Raw genomic sequence first — 14935 nt, 5'->3', positions numbered from 1 at the left:
CCATCCCCTTACAAGAGCACCAGGCGGCCGAACTGGCCCAGTTCGCCGTCGGTGGGTTTGGAGAGATCCGCCAGCACCTGGCCGGAGAGTTCGAACTTCAGCAACTCGTCGGTGATGATCGACAACTCCTTGGCCGGGTTGATGGCCACGCGATAGAGGTCGATCACCACCTCGCGGTTGGCGTCGGCGGTGTTCAGGCCCTCGAAGCGGATCCAGCGCTCGGGCAGCGGCCGGGTGAACATCGCCGTGCTCTGCGCGGCGCCATAGGCGTAATCGACGGTGAAGGGCTCGACATAGGGGCCGCCGGTCGTGGCGTCCAGGATCGTGAGCGAGCCGTGCTTGGCATGCACCTGGTACTGCGCCGCCGGCAGGGGCTTGGGCGGGCTGTCGGAATCCTGGATCTGCACCGCCGAGACGTTCTGGTGTGCGAGTGGATAGATGTGGCCCGCGATGACCGGGTTGGGCAGCGCCTCGGCGGTGACCGTGCCCGGGGTCTGGGCGGTGGTGGCGCCGTAGAGGGCGAGCGCCAGGTTGGTCGCGATGAGCTCCTCCAGCGTGCAGGCGAACTCGCCCTTCTTGGTCTTGATGAGCTGCAGGTCGGTGAGGCGCTGGCCGCTCACCGACTCCTGGTGCTCCAGGGTCTCCACCGAGAGGGAGACCTTGAGTTCGGGCACGTTGCCCACGTAGGCCAGGCCCTGCGGGTTGCCGAGTGCGTCGCGGGCGCCGATGTAGACGCGCCCCTGTCCGGAAAAGTAAGGCATGGTCAGTCTCCTTTACGGGTCTTGATCGGGGTCTGGGGTTGGGGGTCGGCCGGCCGTGCGGCTCCGCGCTCGATCAACCATTCCGCCGCTGCCTCGTCGAGATCGAGGATCTCGCCGGGGGCGTGGAGTCGGCCGGCGTGGGTGTGGGCTTGGAGCAGTTCGATGTGCATGGGGGGTCATCCCGTGGTCGTGAGGTCGGTCAGCGTGGTGCGGTAGCGGATCTCGTAGCGCGCCGGCAGCGTCACCGTGCCGGCATCGAGGTCGTCGGCGTCCCAGTCGGCGTCGAGCTCGCGCACCGCGAGCGCCAGGCCGCCCAGGTTCGGGTCCGCGAGCACGGCGGCGTGAGCGGCGACGATCAGCCGGTCGGCCGCGTCGAAGGCGTCCGCGCCGCGCGCGAGCGCGACCAGGCGCACGGTGAGCGCCCGGTCCACCAGCCGGTTGGCATGCGCGATGAGGGCGTCGCCCTCGACGAAGACGAGCAACGCAGGGCCGGCCTCGCGGGGCAGCGGTGTCGCCGGCTGGCGCAGCACGGGCGCCGGGGCCAGGGCCGCCGTGAGCCGATCGACCAGGATGCGCAGCAGGCGCTCGCGCACCGAGTTCATGGCAGCCTCGCGAGCCTCGCCCGGCACTCGCGGCCGTCGCCGAACGCCCTTACCTCGCGCACGCGGTAGGACTCGCCGGCGATGGTGACCACGTCGCCCGGGGCGAGCGCCAGGCGCGAGGCCGCATACTCGAGCTCGAAGTCACGCGAGAGCGCCAGGCCGTCGAGCACCGTCTCGTCCGGCGCACGGAACGCGCAGTACACGGTGGCGGCGCCCACCACGACGGGCGTCAAGAGCCCCGCGCGCTCGGCGGCGTCGTACAGATCCTCCACACGGACCATCGGACAGGCGCCGTCAGACGGTGAGCTTCACCAGCACGCCCGGCCGGTGGCACATCGGCAGCGGGTTGCTCTGGGTGTGCAGATCGGTGCCGCGGTCGAACTTGCGCGGCTCCTGCTTCGCGTAGAGCGGCTGGCCCAGGGTGTTCACGGTCTCGTTGAAGTCGGCCGGGGCGAAGTAGGTGGCGAAGGTGTCCACCGTGCCCAGCGGGAAGGCGTGGGCCTCGCCCGCGGCGATGAAGCGGCGCGCGTTGCCCTCGGCGTCGGTGGCCTGGCCGCGGTACTCCTCGAAAGTGATGCCGGCGTAGGTGAAGCCGCGCCGCACGTCGTTGATGAGGACTGCGCCCTGCTGCCAGTTCTCGAAGGCCTTCTCGACCTTGGCGTGGCCGGTCAGCGCCGCGAAGAACTCAGGCGAGCACAGGCAATGCACGCCGGTCATGAACTCGCCTTTGAGGTTGTCCTCGATCGCGGCCAGGACCGACAGGCATTTCGCCTTCACGTTGGTGCCGGCGTTGCCGAGGTCGAAGGCAACGACCTGCGGGGTGAGGCCGAACTCGGTGAACAGGTCGTAGATCGTGCTGCCGTCGGCGTCCAGGATCTGGCCCTTGAGTGCGCCCATACGCAGGTGTTCGAGGGTGATCGCGTGCTTGTTGCGCATGGTCTCCAGATGCCGTGCCAGCACGCCAGCGACGGCCTCCATCTCCGTCTCCGAGCCGAAGGCCCGGATGCCCTGGACCTCCTCGGGCAGCACCACGTCGTCGTGCGGGATGTGCGGGATGACGAAGGAGCGCAGCCGGCGCTGGCCGCGTTCGCCCACCGTGCCCGGCGAGCCGGGCGGCCGGGTGGGCAGCAGGTTCAGGCGCCCGGCGTACTCCTCGATGACGACCTGGCGCGTGCGCACGGGCTTGGCCGGAAACAGGTTCAAGGCTTCCAGCCGCCCGTAGCGGTTGGGGATCAGGTTGATGGCGGCGGTCAGGCTCGCCATCGAGAAGCCGGGGGAGTCGAAGGGGTTGAGCATGGGGGTCTCCAAACGACAGAACCCGCCAGCGGCGGGTTCTGAACAGGGGGCTCGATGAGTACTCGATCAGGCGCTGTCGCGCACCACGATGCCGCGCGCCTCCAACTGGGCGATGGCCGCGGCGCGCTGCGCGGTGGTGACGCCTGCGGGCCAGATGAGCGCGCCTCGCGCGACGATGGCGTGGCGGGCGATCAGGATCGCGTCCTCCCGGTCGATCAGCGTCGCATCCACGGCCAGCGCGAGCACGCCCACGGCGACATCGCTGCCGTCGCCGGCCGCGGGGTCGAGGGCCTTGAGCTTGCTGGTGGCCGTCTCGCGGCCGACCACGGCGCCGAGCGGCAGGTTCTGCCCGGCGGCCACGGTCGCCTGCTCGCGCGAATACAGGTTCGGCGCCTCGTACTTCAGCAGGTCGCCGAGGGTGGGGGCTTGGGTGAGCGTGGGCATGGTTCACTCCCGGGTCACGAGTTTCTTCACGGCGGCGACCACGGGCGAGGCGGCCGGATCGGCGCCGGGGGCGGCCCAATCGTTGGGCGCGTGGGTCGAGCGCACGGCCGACTCCATGCTGTGGGCGGCGCGCGCCTCGATCAGGGCGCGGCGCACCTCGGCTTCGGTGCGGCCGGCGGCGATGAACTCGGCGGCGCGCTCGGGGCAGCCGGCGATCAGGCACAGTTCCGCGATCACTTGCGCGGACTGCGCCACTTCGCGGCGGGCCTCGGCCACCAGGGCGGCGGCCGCATCCGCGCCCAGGGGCTCGGGCGCGGCATCGGAGGGGGAATCGGTCATGGTGGGGGTTCCTCGCAGTAAGGTCGCCTTCCCGGTCGGGGCTTGGCGCGGCGGGGAAGACGGACGCCGCGTGGCCGCAAGATGTCGGTCGAACTCGGCGAGCACCGCGGCCAGCGTCGCCACGCCATCGGCCAACCCCGTCTCCACGGCCTGCGGGCCGAAGAAGAGTGCGGCCTCGCTCGCGCGCACCGCGTCCTCGGACAGGCTGCGCATCGCCGCCACGTGCGCGACGAAGAGCGCGTGCAGCCGGTCCACCTCGGCCTGCAGCGCCGCGCGGGCGGCGTCCGCGAGCGGCTCGTGCGGCGAGTAGTCGTTCTTGCGCTCGCCCGCGGTGATCGCGGTGTAGCGGTAGCCGTCTTGGGCGTCCTTGACCGACTGGTCGACGTGCAGCGCGATCACGCCGATCGAGCCCACGCCGCCGGTCTCGGTGACGAAGAGCCGCTCGGCGGCGCAGCCGATGGCGTAGGCCGCGGAGAAGGCGGCGTCGTTGGCCACGGCCCAGACGGGCTTCACGGCCGCCGCCTCGCGCACGCGGCGTGCGAGCTCGAAGCACCCGCCGGTCTCACCGCCGGGCGAGTCGATGTCGAGCACGATGCCGGCAACCAGAGGGTCGCCAAGGGCTGCCTCCAGCCGCGCGCCGATCTCGGCGTAGCTGGTCAACCCCGAGGCCGCCTCCAGCCCCAGCGTGCGCTTGACCAGTGTGCCGTGGATCGGGATCACGGCGATCGAACGCTCCGGAAATGCCGCAGGGTTGGAAGCCTTCGGCAGTGGCGGCGCGAGTTCGGCGCTTGGTGGGGCAAGCGCCATCCGCTCGGCGAGCACGGCCAGGATCACGTCGAGCTTGGCGCGCTGCACGAGCAAAGGCGTGCCGAACAGGCGGGCGGCGAGGTGAGGCAGCATCGGTGTCAGTCCTGAAGGTCGGTCTCGTGCGCCGGCGTCGGCGATGTCGGCGTCGGTTGGTCGTGCCGCGGATCCGAGTCGAACACCAGCCCCAGTTCATCGGCGCGGGCGTTGTCCGCGGCGATCTCGCGGTCAATGTCCTCGGCGTCGTAGCCGTAGGCCGAGATCGCCTCCGAGCGGCTCATCAGCCCGGCGCGGATCGCGAGCTTCAAGGCGTTGAACTCCTTGAGCGGATCGACCCACTGCCAGCCCTGCGGGATCCACTTGGCAGCGAGGAACTCTCGGCGCCGGCGCGCAAAGCCCGGCAGCGACAGGGCGCCTTCCAGCACCGCCTGCTCCATCCAGGCCCGCCACACCGGGCGGCACAGCTGGTGCACGATCACCCCGTGCTGGATGGCTTCGCAGCGGCGGCGGAACTCCAACAGCCCCGCGCGGATGCTGGAGTAGTTCACCTGGGTGAGATCACCGGTGAGCATCTCGTAGGTGATGCCCATGGCGGCGGCCACCGCCCGGAACTGTTGGCGCATGAACTCGCCGTAGCTCGAACCGACGTCCGCTGGCTGACTGAACTTGATGTCCTCGCCCGGCTCCAGGATCTGCAAGGTGCCGGGCTCGAGCCCCGCGAGCGCCACTCCCTGGGCATCGGGCAGCCCCTCGCCCATCAGGGTGTCCTCGGGAGCAAGCCGCGTGATGAAGCCGGCGAACATCGCCGCGGTCTTCTTGCGCACGAGCTCGGCGTCGTCGTATTGGTCGAGCTCGTGCAGCTTGACCAAGGCGCGGGCAAGCCACGGCTCGCCGCGGATCTGCCCCGGGCGCAAGGGCCGGAACAGGTGGACCACCTCATCGGCTGGCACCCGGACGGTCTCCATGCCGCCCGTGCCCGACATCGGCGCAAGACTGCCGTCGCCCGGGTGCGAGCGCGTGAGGTGGTAGGCCACGCGCCGGCCGAGCCGGTCGAACTCGATGCCGGCGCGGATCACGTTCCCCGAGGGCAGGTCCCGGTGCAGGGTGGTTGGCAGGTGCTCGGGCTCGAGCACCTGCAGCTGCAGACCCACCGGCAGACCGTCCTCGGGGCGGCGCCAGCGCAGGCGCACCAGCGCCTCGCCGCCTTCGAGCATGGCCCGGCAGGCCAGCGCCTGCAGGCCGTAGAAGTCGGTCAGGCCCGCCGCGTCGGCCTCCTCCACCCAGTCCCACCACAGTGCGTGGATGGCTTCGCGCACGGCCGCCTCCGTCACCATGCTCTGCGGCTTGATGCCGGTGCCGATGGCGTTGGCGACGAACGCCTCGATGCCGGCGGCGGCCCAGGCGTTGCGCCGCGCGAGATCGCGGCTCTTGGCACGCAGCTCGCCCTGGGTGGAGGCGAGCGCCGCGACCGCCCCGGGATTGCCGACCTGCCAGGCGACGGCCCGGCGGCCGCCGCCCACGCCGTCGTAGGTGGGGCTGGTGCCGAGTAGGCGGCGCTTGAGCACATTCAGCCAGCCCATCACGTCCCCTTGGTCGTGTGAAGGCGGATCTGCCGCGGCGCGCCGGGCCACAGCCCCTTGGCCACGGCCTGCTCGAAGAGGTCGCGTTTCACGGCGGCGATGGCAGCTTGCAGTTCCTCGACGCTGCGGTACTCGACCGTCTTGTCGCCGAAGCTCACGCGCTTCTCGCCCTTGGCGAGCGCGGCTTGCAGGGCCTCGAGGTCGGCTTGGGTGTAGGCCATCAGCGGTAGACCACGAGGTCGATCTCGGGGGAGTCGGCGAACGACGCCGCGGTGGTCGCGCAGCCCACATCGACGTGCGTCGGCGTCTTCTCATCCAAGGTCGAGCGCACGATCAGCAGCCGCTGCGTGCCCGTGTTGGTGTTGCTGCGGGCCAGCGCCGTCCAGCAGTAGTTCGCATCCGGCATCGGCGTGGCAAAGCTCACACGGTAGCGGCCGGCTGCGGTGCGGGTCACCGCGGCGACGTTGTGCGCGGCCCGCACGACGATCTGGTTGCCGGCCCAACCGAAGCACACCCAGGCCCGGGCCAGCCCCGGATGGCCGGCATCGATCTTGGTACGAACCTCGATCCCGATGCGGCTGGCCAAGGCGGCGATGCGCGCGGCCAGGCTCATCAGAGCAGCGCCCCTTCGAACACGGCGACGAAGTCGGTGTCGGTGTCGCCCACATCGCTGGCGGCCACCGCGCCGATGTTGCTGCGCGCCTGCGCGGCTTCGGCCGAGGTGAGCGTCTGCGCCGCATCGAAGCGCACCCGGTTGTTCACCGCAGCCAGCAAGGCATCCAGGCCGCTGGTGCCGTTTTGCAGCAGTTGCTGGATCTCCAGCAGCGTGTCGTAGGCGGCATCGGCCCCGCCCAGGATCTCGGCCTTGAGCGTGTCGAGCAGCGTGACGATCTTGCTCGACGAGTAGGTGCTGGTGGTGGCGACCTGGGTGTCGTCGATCGCGCCCGAGGCCTGCACCGCGGCCTTCAGTTCGTTGATGGCTGCCACCAGGCTGGACTTGTCGGTGGTGGTGAGGTGGGCGAGGTTCCCGGCCTTGGCGCGGACGTCGTTGAACTCCTGCGCGACGCGGATGACCAGGCTCTCGATGCGGGTGGTCAGTGACATTTCGTTTCCTTCTCAGGACAGCCAGCGGCTCTTGATCACGCGCCGGCCGGGGGTTCGGGTGGCAGAAACACCCAGGCCACCTCGATGGGTGGCCTCGGTGATCGATTCAGTAGGTGTTTCAAGGGCTGGCGGACTGGCCAGCCCCAGTTGCCGCTCCAGTTCGCGCCAGTGGCGTTCCTCGAAGCGGTCGAGCCCCGAGGCCGCAGCGGCGGCGCGGGCATAGACGTAGCAGTCCAGCGCTTCGTTGCGCTCGCGCACCTTCTGCCACTCGCGCACCGGAAAGCCATTCCTGTCGCGGCGGGTGATCAGTTGCTCGGCGCAGAGCTGCTGGAGGAACTCGGCGTCGATCTTGGGCAGGTGGACGTATCCGGCCGGATAGACCGGGGTCGCGCCGTCCTCGGCCACCTCAGGCATCTTCCGCAGGTTGTTGTAGAGCTCCAGCTTGGCCAGCCCTACCGCCACCGAATACACCTTGATGCCCCGGCGCAGCTTCTTGCCGGCGAGCGAGACGTCCACCGCGGTGGGCGTGCCGATCAGGGCTGCTCCGCGCGATACGCCTTTGACCGCCATCACACGCGAATCGCGGCAGGCGCGCACGAAGGCGTAGGCCTCCTGGGTCGCAAAGCCGGTATCCAGCGCGAAGCGGGCCAGCGGCATCGCCGCGCCCGAGGCGTGGGTCCAGGTCTCGGCGACCAGCTCGGCCAGGCGCTGCCACACCGCATCGCGGGCCGTATCGCCCATCAGCACGCGGTGCTCGACGAGCCAGCATTCCTTGCCGCGCCCGAAGGCCCAGATCGAGGCCTCGATGCGATCCTTCTGCACGTCGGCGCCACCGACCAGCAGCAGGCCGCCCGTCGGCACCCGGCCCAGAGGGTAGTCCTCGCGGCGCTCGAGCAAGCGCTGCCAGTCGGGAGCTTCTCCTTCCTCGACCCACGTTTCGCCGAGCTCGGTGTTCTTGAAAGTCTTGATGGCAGCGGCCGATCCCGACTCTTTACTGACGGCGGCTTCCCACGCAGCGGCGATCTCGCACCAGGCGCGCCAGCCCAGCGGGCTGTACAGCGACGACAGATGAAACCCCGCCGTCTTGCCCGAGCCTTCCGCCATCGCGCGCCACTCGCCGTGCTCGAGCATCCAGGTCTTGTGGTGCTCGGCAATGGGCGCCTCGCAGGATTCGCAGACGTAGGCCGCCGTCTCCGGACGGCCCTTCTCCCAGCGCAGCCGATCGAAACGCAGCCATTGCCGGTGGCCGCAGTGCGGACAGGGCACGAAGTAGCGGCGCTGGTCGCTGGCCTCGTACTCACGCTCGATGGCCGAGGCGCCCGCGATCGTCGGCGTCGAGACGATGAAGATCTTGCGCCGCGCAAAGGTGCGCGTGCGCGCCTCAGCGAGCGAGATCGCATCGCCCTCCCCCTCGACATCGAGCGGATAGCCGTCCACCTCGTCGAGGAACAGATACCGCACCGGCATCGAGCGCAGGCCCACCGCGCTGTTGGCCCCGGTCATCACCAGCACGCCGCCGCGAAACTCCTTGGCCAGGATCGTGTTGCCCGAATCCCGGCTGCGTGCCGGTGCGATGAGTTCGGAGAGCACCGGCGACTCCTCGATCAGCGGGTCGATGCGCTGCTTGGAGTTGCGCTTGGCCATTTCCACCGTCGGCCACACCGCCATCATCGGCCCGGGGGCGTGGTGGATCACGTAGCCGATCCAGTTGCTGCCCATTTCGGTGGCGCCCAGTTGCGCCGCCTTCATGAACACCACCCGCTCGATGGGCGAGGTCGGCGACAGGCAATCCATGATCTCGCGCAGGTAAGGCGTGCGGCTGGTGCGCCAGCGCCCCGGCTCGCTCGACGCCTTGCTCGACAGCACCCGATGCCGGTCGGCCCATTCGGAGACGGTGAGCAGCGGGTCCGGCGTGAGGCCCTCGCGCCAGGCGCGTTCGATCTCGGCCGCACCCTCGTATTGCAGTTCCATTTCAAGCATGGCCCATCGACCAACTACCCGCTGTCAAGCTGCCGCGCTAACATTGCATCGGGCGACGGGCGGAGAGGTGTATATGCAATCCTCGTCGTGCTCATACCACGAAGATGTGCAGGTGAGATTCCTGTCGTCGCCCACTTCCTCAATCCACTCTTGGGCGTAGCTCCCCCAGTTCCTGCAAGTGCTCGCGCACGGCGGCATCCAGGGCCACGTGCAGGGTGTGAGCCTCCACGCCGAGCCGGGCCGCCATCTGCGCCGAGATCCGCGCCGGCCAGTTGAGCCAAGCGTCGCGCTCGGTACGGGCGAGCTTGAACACATGCGCGATGGCCTGGTGGCGATCGACCAGTTCGCCCTTGAGGCGGGCCAGCCGCACCTTGTTGGTCTGCGCCTTGACCACCTCGTTGACCGTGCGCGCCTGCACGAGCGTGGTGCCGCCTGCGGGCAGGCCGGTGGCGAGGTTGGGGGCCGGATCCTCCGCCACCCGCACCTTCACGGTCCGGGAGCCCGTTCCCGCCTTCGGCGGCTCGGAGTTCCGGGTCCAGTCGCGGTCGGCCCGGTCTGGGTCGATGGTGCCGTCCGCCTCGGGCGTGATGCGCCCGGTGCGGATGGCCTTGTGCACGGCGGTGTCCGATACCCCACGGTGGCGGGCGTAGGCGCGAATCGAGATGCCCATGGCCCTCTTCGATCAAGTCATCGTCAGTTCTTGGCCAACACCCGCAGAAAACGCTTGGCTTCACGGGCGAACAGCGCGTTCATCACGTCACCCCGAACCACCCGATCGAAAGGACGCCCGATGAACCCCCACATCCCCGACCTTCTCGCCACCAAGCTCGCCGAGGCCGCCCTGACCGTGCTGGTGCGCACTTGCCGCAAGGAGGTGGCCGCCGCCAGCCGCGACGAGCTCGAAGCCGCCTGCGCCGCGATGCGCGCCAAGGCCCGGCCGGTCATCGACCGCTTGTTTGACGACGCAAGGGCTGCGCCCTGGGTCGGCGAGATGGCATTCCACGCCGCAGCCCTGGAACTGGCGCAAGCCGGCATCGCGGTGCTGCGCAAGGCCTGACTCATCGCGTGAAGCCAAGCAGAAAGCGCTTGGCTTCACTGCCGAACAGCGCGTTCATCACGTCACGCCAACCACACCGAGAGGAACCCGCCATGCACCCCATCGACACCCTCCTGACCCAGATCGCCCAGCAGCATCTCGGCATCGAGACCTTGCAAACCCGCCACTCGGACAGCCTGGATTTCCACGACCTGGCGGTGTGGTGCCTCAAGGACGCACTGGAAGCGGCCTTCCAGGCAGGAGTCGAAGCCGGGACGTCTCGCCACAAAGCCTCGGGACCGGACGTCGCCCAGGACTGACCGGAAGGCGGCGAAGCCAAGCACGAAACGCTTGGCTTGGGCCCCGAACAGCGCGTTCATCCCGTCACCCGATCCACCCCTGCGAAGGAGCAAGCCCATGACCACCATCGCCCTGACCCCGACCCAGCACGCCATCCTGGCCTACGCCATCGAGCACAGCGGCGGCAAGATCGACTGGTTCCCCGAGCACATCAAGGGCGGCGCCCGCCAGAAGGTGCTGGACGGCCTCGCCAACCGCGCCCTGATCACCACCGATGGCAACAACTGGTTCGTCACCGCCGAGGGCTACGATGCTTTGGGGCTGCCGCGCCCGGGCGCGAAGACGCCGAACGCGGGCTCGTTCGAAGCCCGTCTCGATCAGATCATCGCGAATGCGCAAGCAACGACAACCGCCGCAGGTGATCCCGAACTGGAGGCCGCCGTCACCGCGGCGGAGGCTACGTGGACGCACCAGAAGGACGATGATGCGCCGCGTCGCACCCGCGCCCACAGCAAGCAGGCGCAGGTGATCGCGATGCTGCAGCGTCCCGAAGGCGCCACCCTCCGCCAGATCATGGACAGCACCGGCTGGCAGGCGCACACGGTGCGCGGCACCTTGGCCGGGGCGCTGAAGAAGAAACTGGGCCTGACGATCGTCTCCGAGAGATCCCCGGGCGGCGAGCGCGTCTACCGGCTCGCCTGAGTCGCAACGGGACGGCGAATCCGCCGCCCCAGCCGATGCACGAATCCCTTGGCTTCTCGATCGAACAGCGCGTTCATTACGGGTGTCGCCACACTCTCCAAGGAGCCGACCATGAACACGATGCAGGAGATCCCCGCCACCCGCAACGAAGCCTGGGGCTTCTCGGGCACAATGGACGCGCACGCACAAGCCGCCTGGCCCGTCGCGATGACCGCGATCTCGGAGGCCACCGGCCAGCCTCTGGAGGTGGTACGGACCTTCCTCGACAGCCGCCACGGGCGCTACTTCGCGGACGAAGTCCTCAACCACATGCATGCAGGCCATGCCCTCCACGACGCGATCCGCGCCGCCACCCGGCAGTGGATGTAGTGGACCATCGGGCGCCGCACCCGCCTCGACTACGGCATCCCCCGCGGGATGCCGTACCTCGCGGGCTTCGTGATTCACTGCGCGATCATCGAAGACGAACTTGCTGCCTGATCGAAGGCCACGCCATCCGCCTCGCGGGTGGCCTGCTGGCCCGTCCAGTCCTGCCATCGCCGCACGATCACGTCCGCATACTTCGGGTCGAGCTCGATCAGCCGCGCCACGCGCCCGGCCTTCTCAGCGGCGATCAAGGTCGTGCCCGAGCCGCCGAAGGGGTCGAGCACCACGTCGCCGGGGCGGCTGGAGTTGCGGATGGCCCGCTCGACCAGATCCACCGGCTTCATGGTCGGGTGCAGATCGTTCTTCGCTGGCTTCTTGATCTGCCAGACGTCGCCCTGGTCGCGGTCGCCGCACCAGTGGCGCGTCGCGCCTTCGGGCCAGCCGTAGAGGATCGGCTCGTACTGGCGCTGGTAGTCGGCGCGGCCCAGCGTGAAGGTGTTCTTGGCCCAGATGATGAAGGTCGACCAGTGCCCGCCGGCGGCGCGGAAGGCCGCTTGCAGCGTGTCCAGTTCGCTGGAGGACATGGCGACGTAGATCGCGCCTCGGGTGTGCGCCATGATCAGCGCCAGCGCATCAAAGAGGAAATCGTAGAAGCCTTCACCCAGCGCATCGTTGAGGATGGGGCGGTGTTTGCCGCGCAGCTTGTCCTTCGCGCTGTTGGCGTAGTTCACGTTGTAGGGCGGATCGGTGAACACCATGTCCGCCCGCTCGCCGTCCGGAAACAGGCGCGCGTAGGCCTCGGCGGTGGTCGCGTCCCCGCAGACCAGGCGGTGCGGCCCGAGCCGCCAGACGTCGCCCGGCCGAGACACCGGCTCTTCCGGCATCTCCGGGATGGCATCGTCCTCCGTCCGGCCCTCGATCTGTGGTTCCTCATCGGCCAGCAGTTCTGCCAGTGCATCGGCGTCGAATCCGGTGAGATCGAGATCGAAGCCATCGTCCTGCAGCGCCTCCAGTTCGATGCGCAGCAGGGCATCGTCCCAGGTCGCGAGTTCCGCGAGCCGATTGTCCGCGAGCACCAGGGCGCGGCGCTGGGTCGGTGTGAGGTGGTCGAGCACCACCACCGGCACGGTGGCCAGGCCCAGTTTGCGCGCGGCGGCAAGCCGCCCGTGCCCGGCAACGATCACGCCGTCGGCACCGATGAGAATGGGATTGACGAAGCCGAACTCGGCAATCGATGCGGCGATTCTCGCGATCTGCTCCTCCGAGTGCTGGCGGGCGTTGCGCACGTAGGGCAGCAGCTTGGTCGTCGGCCAGTGCTCGATGCGATCGGCCAGCCAGCTCATGCAGTGACCTCCGCCGTCTCGCCCAACCGCTCGGCGGCGACTTCGGCGAAGGTCCGGCCGCTGCCCTCCAGCACCGGCACCGTGCCCGGGTGGTGCTGCAGCCAGCGGCGCAGCGCGACGTCCACGTACTGGGGAGCGAGTTCGATGGCGCGTACCGGGCGGCCGGTGAGTTGGCCGGCCAGCAGCGTGGTGCCCGAGCCCGCGAACGGCTCGAAGACGATCTCGCCCGCGTCGGTGTAGGCCTCGATGAAGAACTTCGGCAGGCCCAGCGGGAACACCGCCGGATGATCGATGCCTTCACCGATGCGGCCGCGCTGGCGCGTCACCTCGACGACCGAGTCTGGGATGCGGAACGCCTGCGTGGGCTGTCCGGCATGGTTCCAGGCGCCGACCTTGCCGTCCTTGCCGCGCATCGCGGTGGACGATCCGTCGGCGCGCAGGTGCGTCTCGTGCCCGGCCCACGTGCAGGGCACGATCTTGTTCGGCTTGCGCGCCTGGCGGTTGAAGTGGAAGACGAACTCGTGCCGGGGCGCCAGCCGCCCGGCCCAGTCGCCGGGCACGGTCACCGACTGGTCCCAGACGTACCAGCCGAAGCGCCGCCAGCCTTGGCTGCGCATCCACTCGATCCAGCCGTCCCAGTACGGCTGCCACTCGTTGTCGCGATGCACGAGCCCGAGGTTGACCAGGATTTGCGCGTCCTCGCGCAGTGCCGCGCGAGCAGCGCCGAACACGCCCTGCATCAGCGCGTCCCAGTCCGCGATGCCGCCGGTGGTGTAGTCGCGCTGATTGGCATACGGCGGGCTGGTGAAGAGCAGGTGCGCCCGCTCGCCCTCGAGGAGGCGCGCGACGGCGGCCGCGTCGCGGCTGTCGGCGCAGAGCAGTCGGTGTTCACCGATCAGCCACAGATCGCGGGGGCGTGTGACCGCCACCGCGGGCGGTGTGATGTCGTCCTCGTCCGCATCCGATGACTCGCCGCTCACTGCTGCTTCATCCTCGGCGACCGGCTCTTCCTCGATGTCAGCCAGGAGTCGCTCGATCTCGGCATCATCGAAGCCGGTGAGCGCGAGGTCGTAACCCGCCTCCGACAACTCGGCCAGTTCCAGCGAAAGCAGTTCCTCGTCCCATTCCGCCCAACTGACGGACCTGTTGGCGATCAGCCGAAAGGCCTTGATCTGAACATCGGAGAGTTCATCGGCCAGGACTACCGGGACGGTCTTGAGGCCGAGCTTGCGCGCCGCCTTGAGCCGCAAATGTCCGTCCACCACTTCACCCGTGCTGCGGGCCACGACAGGAATCCGGAATCCAAACTCCACGATGGCCGCAGCCATCCGGTCGACCGCGTGATCGTTTTTTCGCGGGTTGCGTGCGTAGTCGATCAATCGCTCTATCGGCCAATGCTGCAGGTTTAGCTCAGATGCAACCAAGTCTCACCTCGGACAATGTGATGGATGACATGGCGAGAAACGTCAAACTCGCGCGCCAGACGGATTTGCTCGCCACGCCTTCCCGAGTAGCGGCGGCGAATCTCTCGCACCGCACTGTCTGTCAGCGTGGTACGCGGGTGCCGTTGCCCTCGAAATACTGGAACATGGGCTGTGCCATGCACGAAGCTGTCGGCCACGTTCTGCGCATGCGTGGCCCAGCGCAAGTTGGTGATCGCGTTGTTGTGGCGATTGCCGTCGGAATGTGCGACTTCGTGCAGCGGGCTCGGCGGCGGGCCAAGAAAAGTCAGCGCAACCAAGCGATGGATGCCGGTCTTGAGTCCCTTCGCGCCAAGTTGTACGTACCAGTAGCCATATCCCGCCAGCCACGGCTTGAGTACATGACCGGTTCGCGTGTTGCGAACGGCGCCGAGACTGCAGACCTCGTAGCGGGTGTCGCCTGGAAACGGACGCCACTCGCCCCCTGTCGCCACGTCTGTCATCAGCGGTGATCGGCAGAGGTCTGTTCGTCGCATAAAAGGCCAGCGGCCCGGACGGGTGAAAGGAGGAAAGCCCCGTCACGGGCCGTGAGGGTCGCTGCTGCGTTGAAATGAGAAAACCCGCCGACGTTCAGACCGTGGGCGGGTTGTGTAATGCGTACTGAATGGTGGCGGGGTGCAAACCGCAAACCCTGCAAACCTCGGTTTGCAGTTTGACGCTAGGGCGATGCCGCGCTCGCGCCCCCCGCATGGCTCGGTGCCCAGGAAGGACCCGTGGATGGCTGGGCGGCTTCCTCGACCGTCACCGCTGTCCAGACCTTAGCCGAAATGCTACCCCCAAACGGGCGGATCTGTTGC

20 protein-coding genes are annotated in these 14935 nt (G+C 68.8%); 4 read left to right on the top strand and 16 right to left on the bottom strand.

From position 1 onward, the window contains the following. Nucleotides 1–8: 8 nt before the first annotated feature. The 13 genes from ML342_RS10670 to ML342_RS10610 form a co-directional block, all read right to left on the bottom strand. A complete protein-coding gene (locus ML342_RS10670; RefSeq protein WP_240127024.1) occupies nucleotides 9–761 on the bottom strand; it encodes a phage tail tube protein in 753 nt (250 codons plus the stop codon). Between the two features lie 2 nt (nucleotides 762–763). Continuing rightward, nucleotides 764–931, bottom strand: a complete 168-nt coding sequence (locus tag ML342_RS10665; RefSeq protein ID WP_240127023.1) for a DUF7210 family protein — start codon at nucleotides 929–931, stop codon at nucleotides 764–766. A 6-nt stretch (nucleotides 932–937) separates the two neighbouring features. Next, a complete protein-coding gene (locus ML342_RS10660; protein WP_240127022.1) occupies nucleotides 938–1363 on the bottom strand; it encodes a hypothetical protein in 426 nt (141 codons plus the stop codon). Beyond that, nucleotides 1360–1644: a head-tail joining protein gene (locus tag ML342_RS10655; protein ID WP_240127021.1), complete on the bottom strand. Its 285-nt coding sequence runs from the start codon at nucleotides 1642–1644 to the stop codon at nucleotides 1360–1362. The genes ML342_RS10660 and ML342_RS10655 overlap by 4 nt, the downstream gene beginning before the upstream one ends. A gap of 13 nt (nucleotides 1645–1657) precedes the next feature. Then, nucleotides 1658–2659, bottom strand: a complete 1002-nt coding sequence (locus ML342_RS10650) for a major capsid protein (protein WP_240127020.1) — start codon at nucleotides 2657–2659, stop codon at nucleotides 1658–1660. Between the two features lie 66 nt (nucleotides 2660–2725). Further along, nucleotides 2726–3103, bottom strand: a complete 378-nt coding sequence (locus ML342_RS10645) for a head decoration protein (RefSeq protein WP_240127019.1) — start codon at nucleotides 3101–3103, stop codon at nucleotides 2726–2728. A gap of 3 nt (nucleotides 3104–3106) precedes the next feature. After that, complete coding sequence (locus tag ML342_RS10640; protein ID WP_240127018.1) at nucleotides 3107–4342, bottom strand: S49 family peptidase; 1236 nt, start codon at nucleotides 4340–4342, stop codon at nucleotides 3107–3109. Between the two features lie 5 nt (nucleotides 4343–4347). Continuing rightward, nucleotides 4348–5826, bottom strand: coding sequence for a phage portal protein (locus ML342_RS10635; RefSeq protein ID WP_240127017.1), 1479 nt, complete (start codon nucleotides 5824–5826; stop codon nucleotides 4348–4350). Beyond that, the gene (locus ML342_RS10630) at nucleotides 5826–6047 is read right to left on the bottom strand and encodes a phage head-tail joining protein (protein WP_240127016.1); all 222 of its coding nucleotides are present in this window, start codon (nucleotides 6045–6047) and stop codon (nucleotides 5826–5828) included. The genes ML342_RS10635 and ML342_RS10630 overlap by 1 nt, the downstream gene beginning before the upstream one ends. Beyond that, the gene (locus tag ML342_RS10625; RefSeq protein ID WP_240127015.1) at nucleotides 6047–6439 is read right to left on the bottom strand and encodes a hypothetical protein; all 393 of its coding nucleotides are present in this window, start codon (nucleotides 6437–6439) and stop codon (nucleotides 6047–6049) included. Before ML342_RS10625 ends, ML342_RS10630 begins: the two co-directional genes overlap by 1 nt. Continuing rightward, nucleotides 6439–6930, bottom strand: coding sequence for a hypothetical protein (locus ML342_RS10620; protein ID WP_240127014.1), 492 nt, complete (start codon nucleotides 6928–6930; stop codon nucleotides 6439–6441). Before ML342_RS10620 ends, ML342_RS10625 begins: the two co-directional genes overlap by 1 nt. Before the next feature lie 12 nt (nucleotides 6931–6942). Then, entirely contained in the window at nucleotides 6943–8901 is a 1959-nt protein-coding gene (locus ML342_RS10615; protein WP_240127013.1) for a phage terminase large subunit family protein, read from the bottom strand. Between the two features lie 148 nt (nucleotides 8902–9049). After that, entirely contained in the window at nucleotides 9050–9580 is a 531-nt protein-coding gene (locus ML342_RS10610) for an elements of external origin (protein ID WP_240127012.1), read from the bottom strand. Nucleotides 9581–9610: 30 nt separating this feature from the next. Here ML342_RS10610 and ML342_RS10605 point away from each other — a divergent pair, with 30 nt between their 5' ends. The 4 genes from ML342_RS10605 (at nucleotide 9611) to ML342_RS10590 (ending at nucleotide 11317) form a co-directional block, all read left to right on the top strand. Next, nucleotides 9611–9967, top strand: a complete 357-nt coding sequence (locus ML342_RS10605; protein WP_240127011.1) for a hypothetical protein — start codon at nucleotides 9611–9613, stop codon at nucleotides 9965–9967. A gap of 92 nt (nucleotides 9968–10059) precedes the next feature. Beyond that, nucleotides 10060–10266 (top strand): DUF6900 domain-containing protein, encoded by a 207-nt coding sequence (locus ML342_RS10600; protein ID WP_009518248.1) that lies wholly within the window; start codon nucleotides 10060–10062, stop codon nucleotides 10264–10266. A gap of 97 nt (nucleotides 10267–10363) precedes the next feature. Further along, the gene (locus ML342_RS10595; RefSeq protein ID WP_240127010.1) at nucleotides 10364–10948 is read left to right on the top strand and encodes a DUF3489 domain-containing protein; all 585 of its coding nucleotides are present in this window, start codon (nucleotides 10364–10366) and stop codon (nucleotides 10946–10948) included. Nucleotides 10949–11059: 111 nt separating this feature from the next. Further along, nucleotides 11060–11317 carry a hypothetical protein gene (locus ML342_RS10590; RefSeq protein WP_240127009.1) on the top strand — a complete coding sequence of 86 codons (258 nt, stop codon included), beginning with the start codon at nucleotides 11060–11062 and terminating at the stop codon, nucleotides 11315–11317. A 74-nt stretch (nucleotides 11318–11391) separates the two neighbouring features. Here the strand turns inward: ML342_RS10590 and ML342_RS10585 are convergent, their stop codons facing one another. From ML342_RS10585 to ML342_RS10575, 3 genes are read right to left on the bottom strand one after another with little or no spacing between them, the layout of a single operon-like run. Next, a complete protein-coding gene (locus tag ML342_RS10585; RefSeq protein ID WP_240127008.1) occupies nucleotides 11392–12657 on the bottom strand; it encodes a site-specific DNA-methyltransferase in 1266 nt (421 codons plus the stop codon). Beyond that, entirely contained in the window at nucleotides 12654–14081 is a 1428-nt protein-coding gene (locus ML342_RS10580; protein WP_500809970.1) for a DNA modification methylase, read from the bottom strand. The genes ML342_RS10585 and ML342_RS10580 overlap by 4 nt, the downstream gene beginning before the upstream one ends. Then, complete coding sequence (locus ML342_RS10575; protein ID WP_054284880.1) at nucleotides 14063–14581, bottom strand: HNH endonuclease; 519 nt, start codon at nucleotides 14579–14581, stop codon at nucleotides 14063–14065. The genes ML342_RS10580 and ML342_RS10575 overlap by 19 nt, the downstream gene beginning before the upstream one ends. Nucleotides 14582–14935 lie beyond the last annotated feature (354 nt).

It is taken from the genome of Thermomonas alba, assembly GCF_022419205.1.
Classification (GTDB): domain Bacteria; phylum Pseudomonadota; class Gammaproteobacteria; order Xanthomonadales; family Xanthomonadaceae; genus Thermomonas; species Thermomonas alba.
The sequence above is the reverse complement of the archived record's forward strand: the minus strand, read 5'-3'. Positions and strand labels throughout refer to the sequence as shown.

Coding starts and splice junctions, on each gene's coding strand:
- ML342_RS10590 (WP_240127009.1), top strand. CDS start 11,060: ATGAACACGATGCAGGAGATCCCCGCCACCCGCAACGAAGCCTGGGGC.
- ML342_RS10635 (WP_240127017.1), bottom strand. CDS start 5,826: ATGGGCTGGCTGAATGTGCTCAAGCGCCGCCTACTCGGCACCAGCCCC.
- ML342_RS10640 (WP_240127018.1), bottom strand. CDS start 4,342: ATGCTGCCTCACCTCGCCGCCCGCCTGTTCGGCACGCCTTTGCTCGTG.
- ML342_RS10620 (WP_240127014.1), bottom strand. CDS start 6,930: ATGTCACTGACCACCCGCATCGAGAGCCTGGTCATCCGCGTCGCGCAG.
- ML342_RS10615 (WP_240127013.1), bottom strand. CDS start 8,901: ATGGAACTGCAATACGAGGGTGCGGCCGAGATCGAACGCGCCTGGCGC.
- ML342_RS10650 (WP_240127020.1), bottom strand. CDS start 2,659: ATGCTCAACCCCTTCGACTCCCCCGGCTTCTCGATGGCGAGCCTGACC.
- ML342_RS10585 (WP_240127008.1), bottom strand. CDS start 12,657: ATGAGCTGGCTGGCCGATCGCATCGAGCACTGGCCGACGACCAAGCTG.
- ML342_RS10660 (WP_240127022.1), bottom strand. CDS start 1,363: ATGAACTCGGTGCGCGAGCGCCTGCTGCGCATCCTGGTCGATCGGCTC.
- ML342_RS10625 (WP_240127015.1), bottom strand. CDS start 6,439: ATGAGCCTGGCCGCGCGCATCGCCGCCTTGGCCAGCCGCATCGGGATC.
- ML342_RS10645 (WP_240127019.1), bottom strand. CDS start 3,103: ATGCCCACGCTCACCCAAGCCCCCACCCTCGGCGACCTGCTGAAGTAC.
- ML342_RS10670 (WP_240127024.1), bottom strand. CDS start 761: ATGCCTTACTTTTCCGGACAGGGGCGCGTCTACATCGGCGCCCGCGAC.
- ML342_RS10630 (WP_240127016.1), bottom strand. CDS start 6,047: ATGGCCTACACCCAAGCCGACCTCGAGGCCCTGCAAGCCGCGCTCGCC.
- ML342_RS10575 (WP_054284880.1), bottom strand. CDS start 14,581: ATGACAGACGTGGCGACAGGGGGCGAGTGGCGTCCGTTTCCAGGCGAC.
- ML342_RS10595 (WP_240127010.1), top strand. CDS start 10,364: ATGACCACCATCGCCCTGACCCCGACCCAGCACGCCATCCTGGCCTAC.
- ML342_RS10655 (WP_240127021.1), bottom strand. CDS start 1,644: ATGGTCCGTGTGGAGGATCTGTACGACGCCGCCGAGCGCGCGGGGCTC.
- ML342_RS10600 (WP_009518248.1), top strand. CDS start 10,060: ATGCACCCCATCGACACCCTCCTGACCCAGATCGCCCAGCAGCATCTC.
- ML342_RS10665 (WP_240127023.1), bottom strand. CDS start 931: ATGCACATCGAACTGCTCCAAGCCCACACCCACGCCGGCCGACTCCAC.
- ML342_RS10610 (WP_240127012.1), bottom strand. CDS start 9,580: ATGGGCATCTCGATTCGCGCCTACGCCCGCCACCGTGGGGTATCGGAC.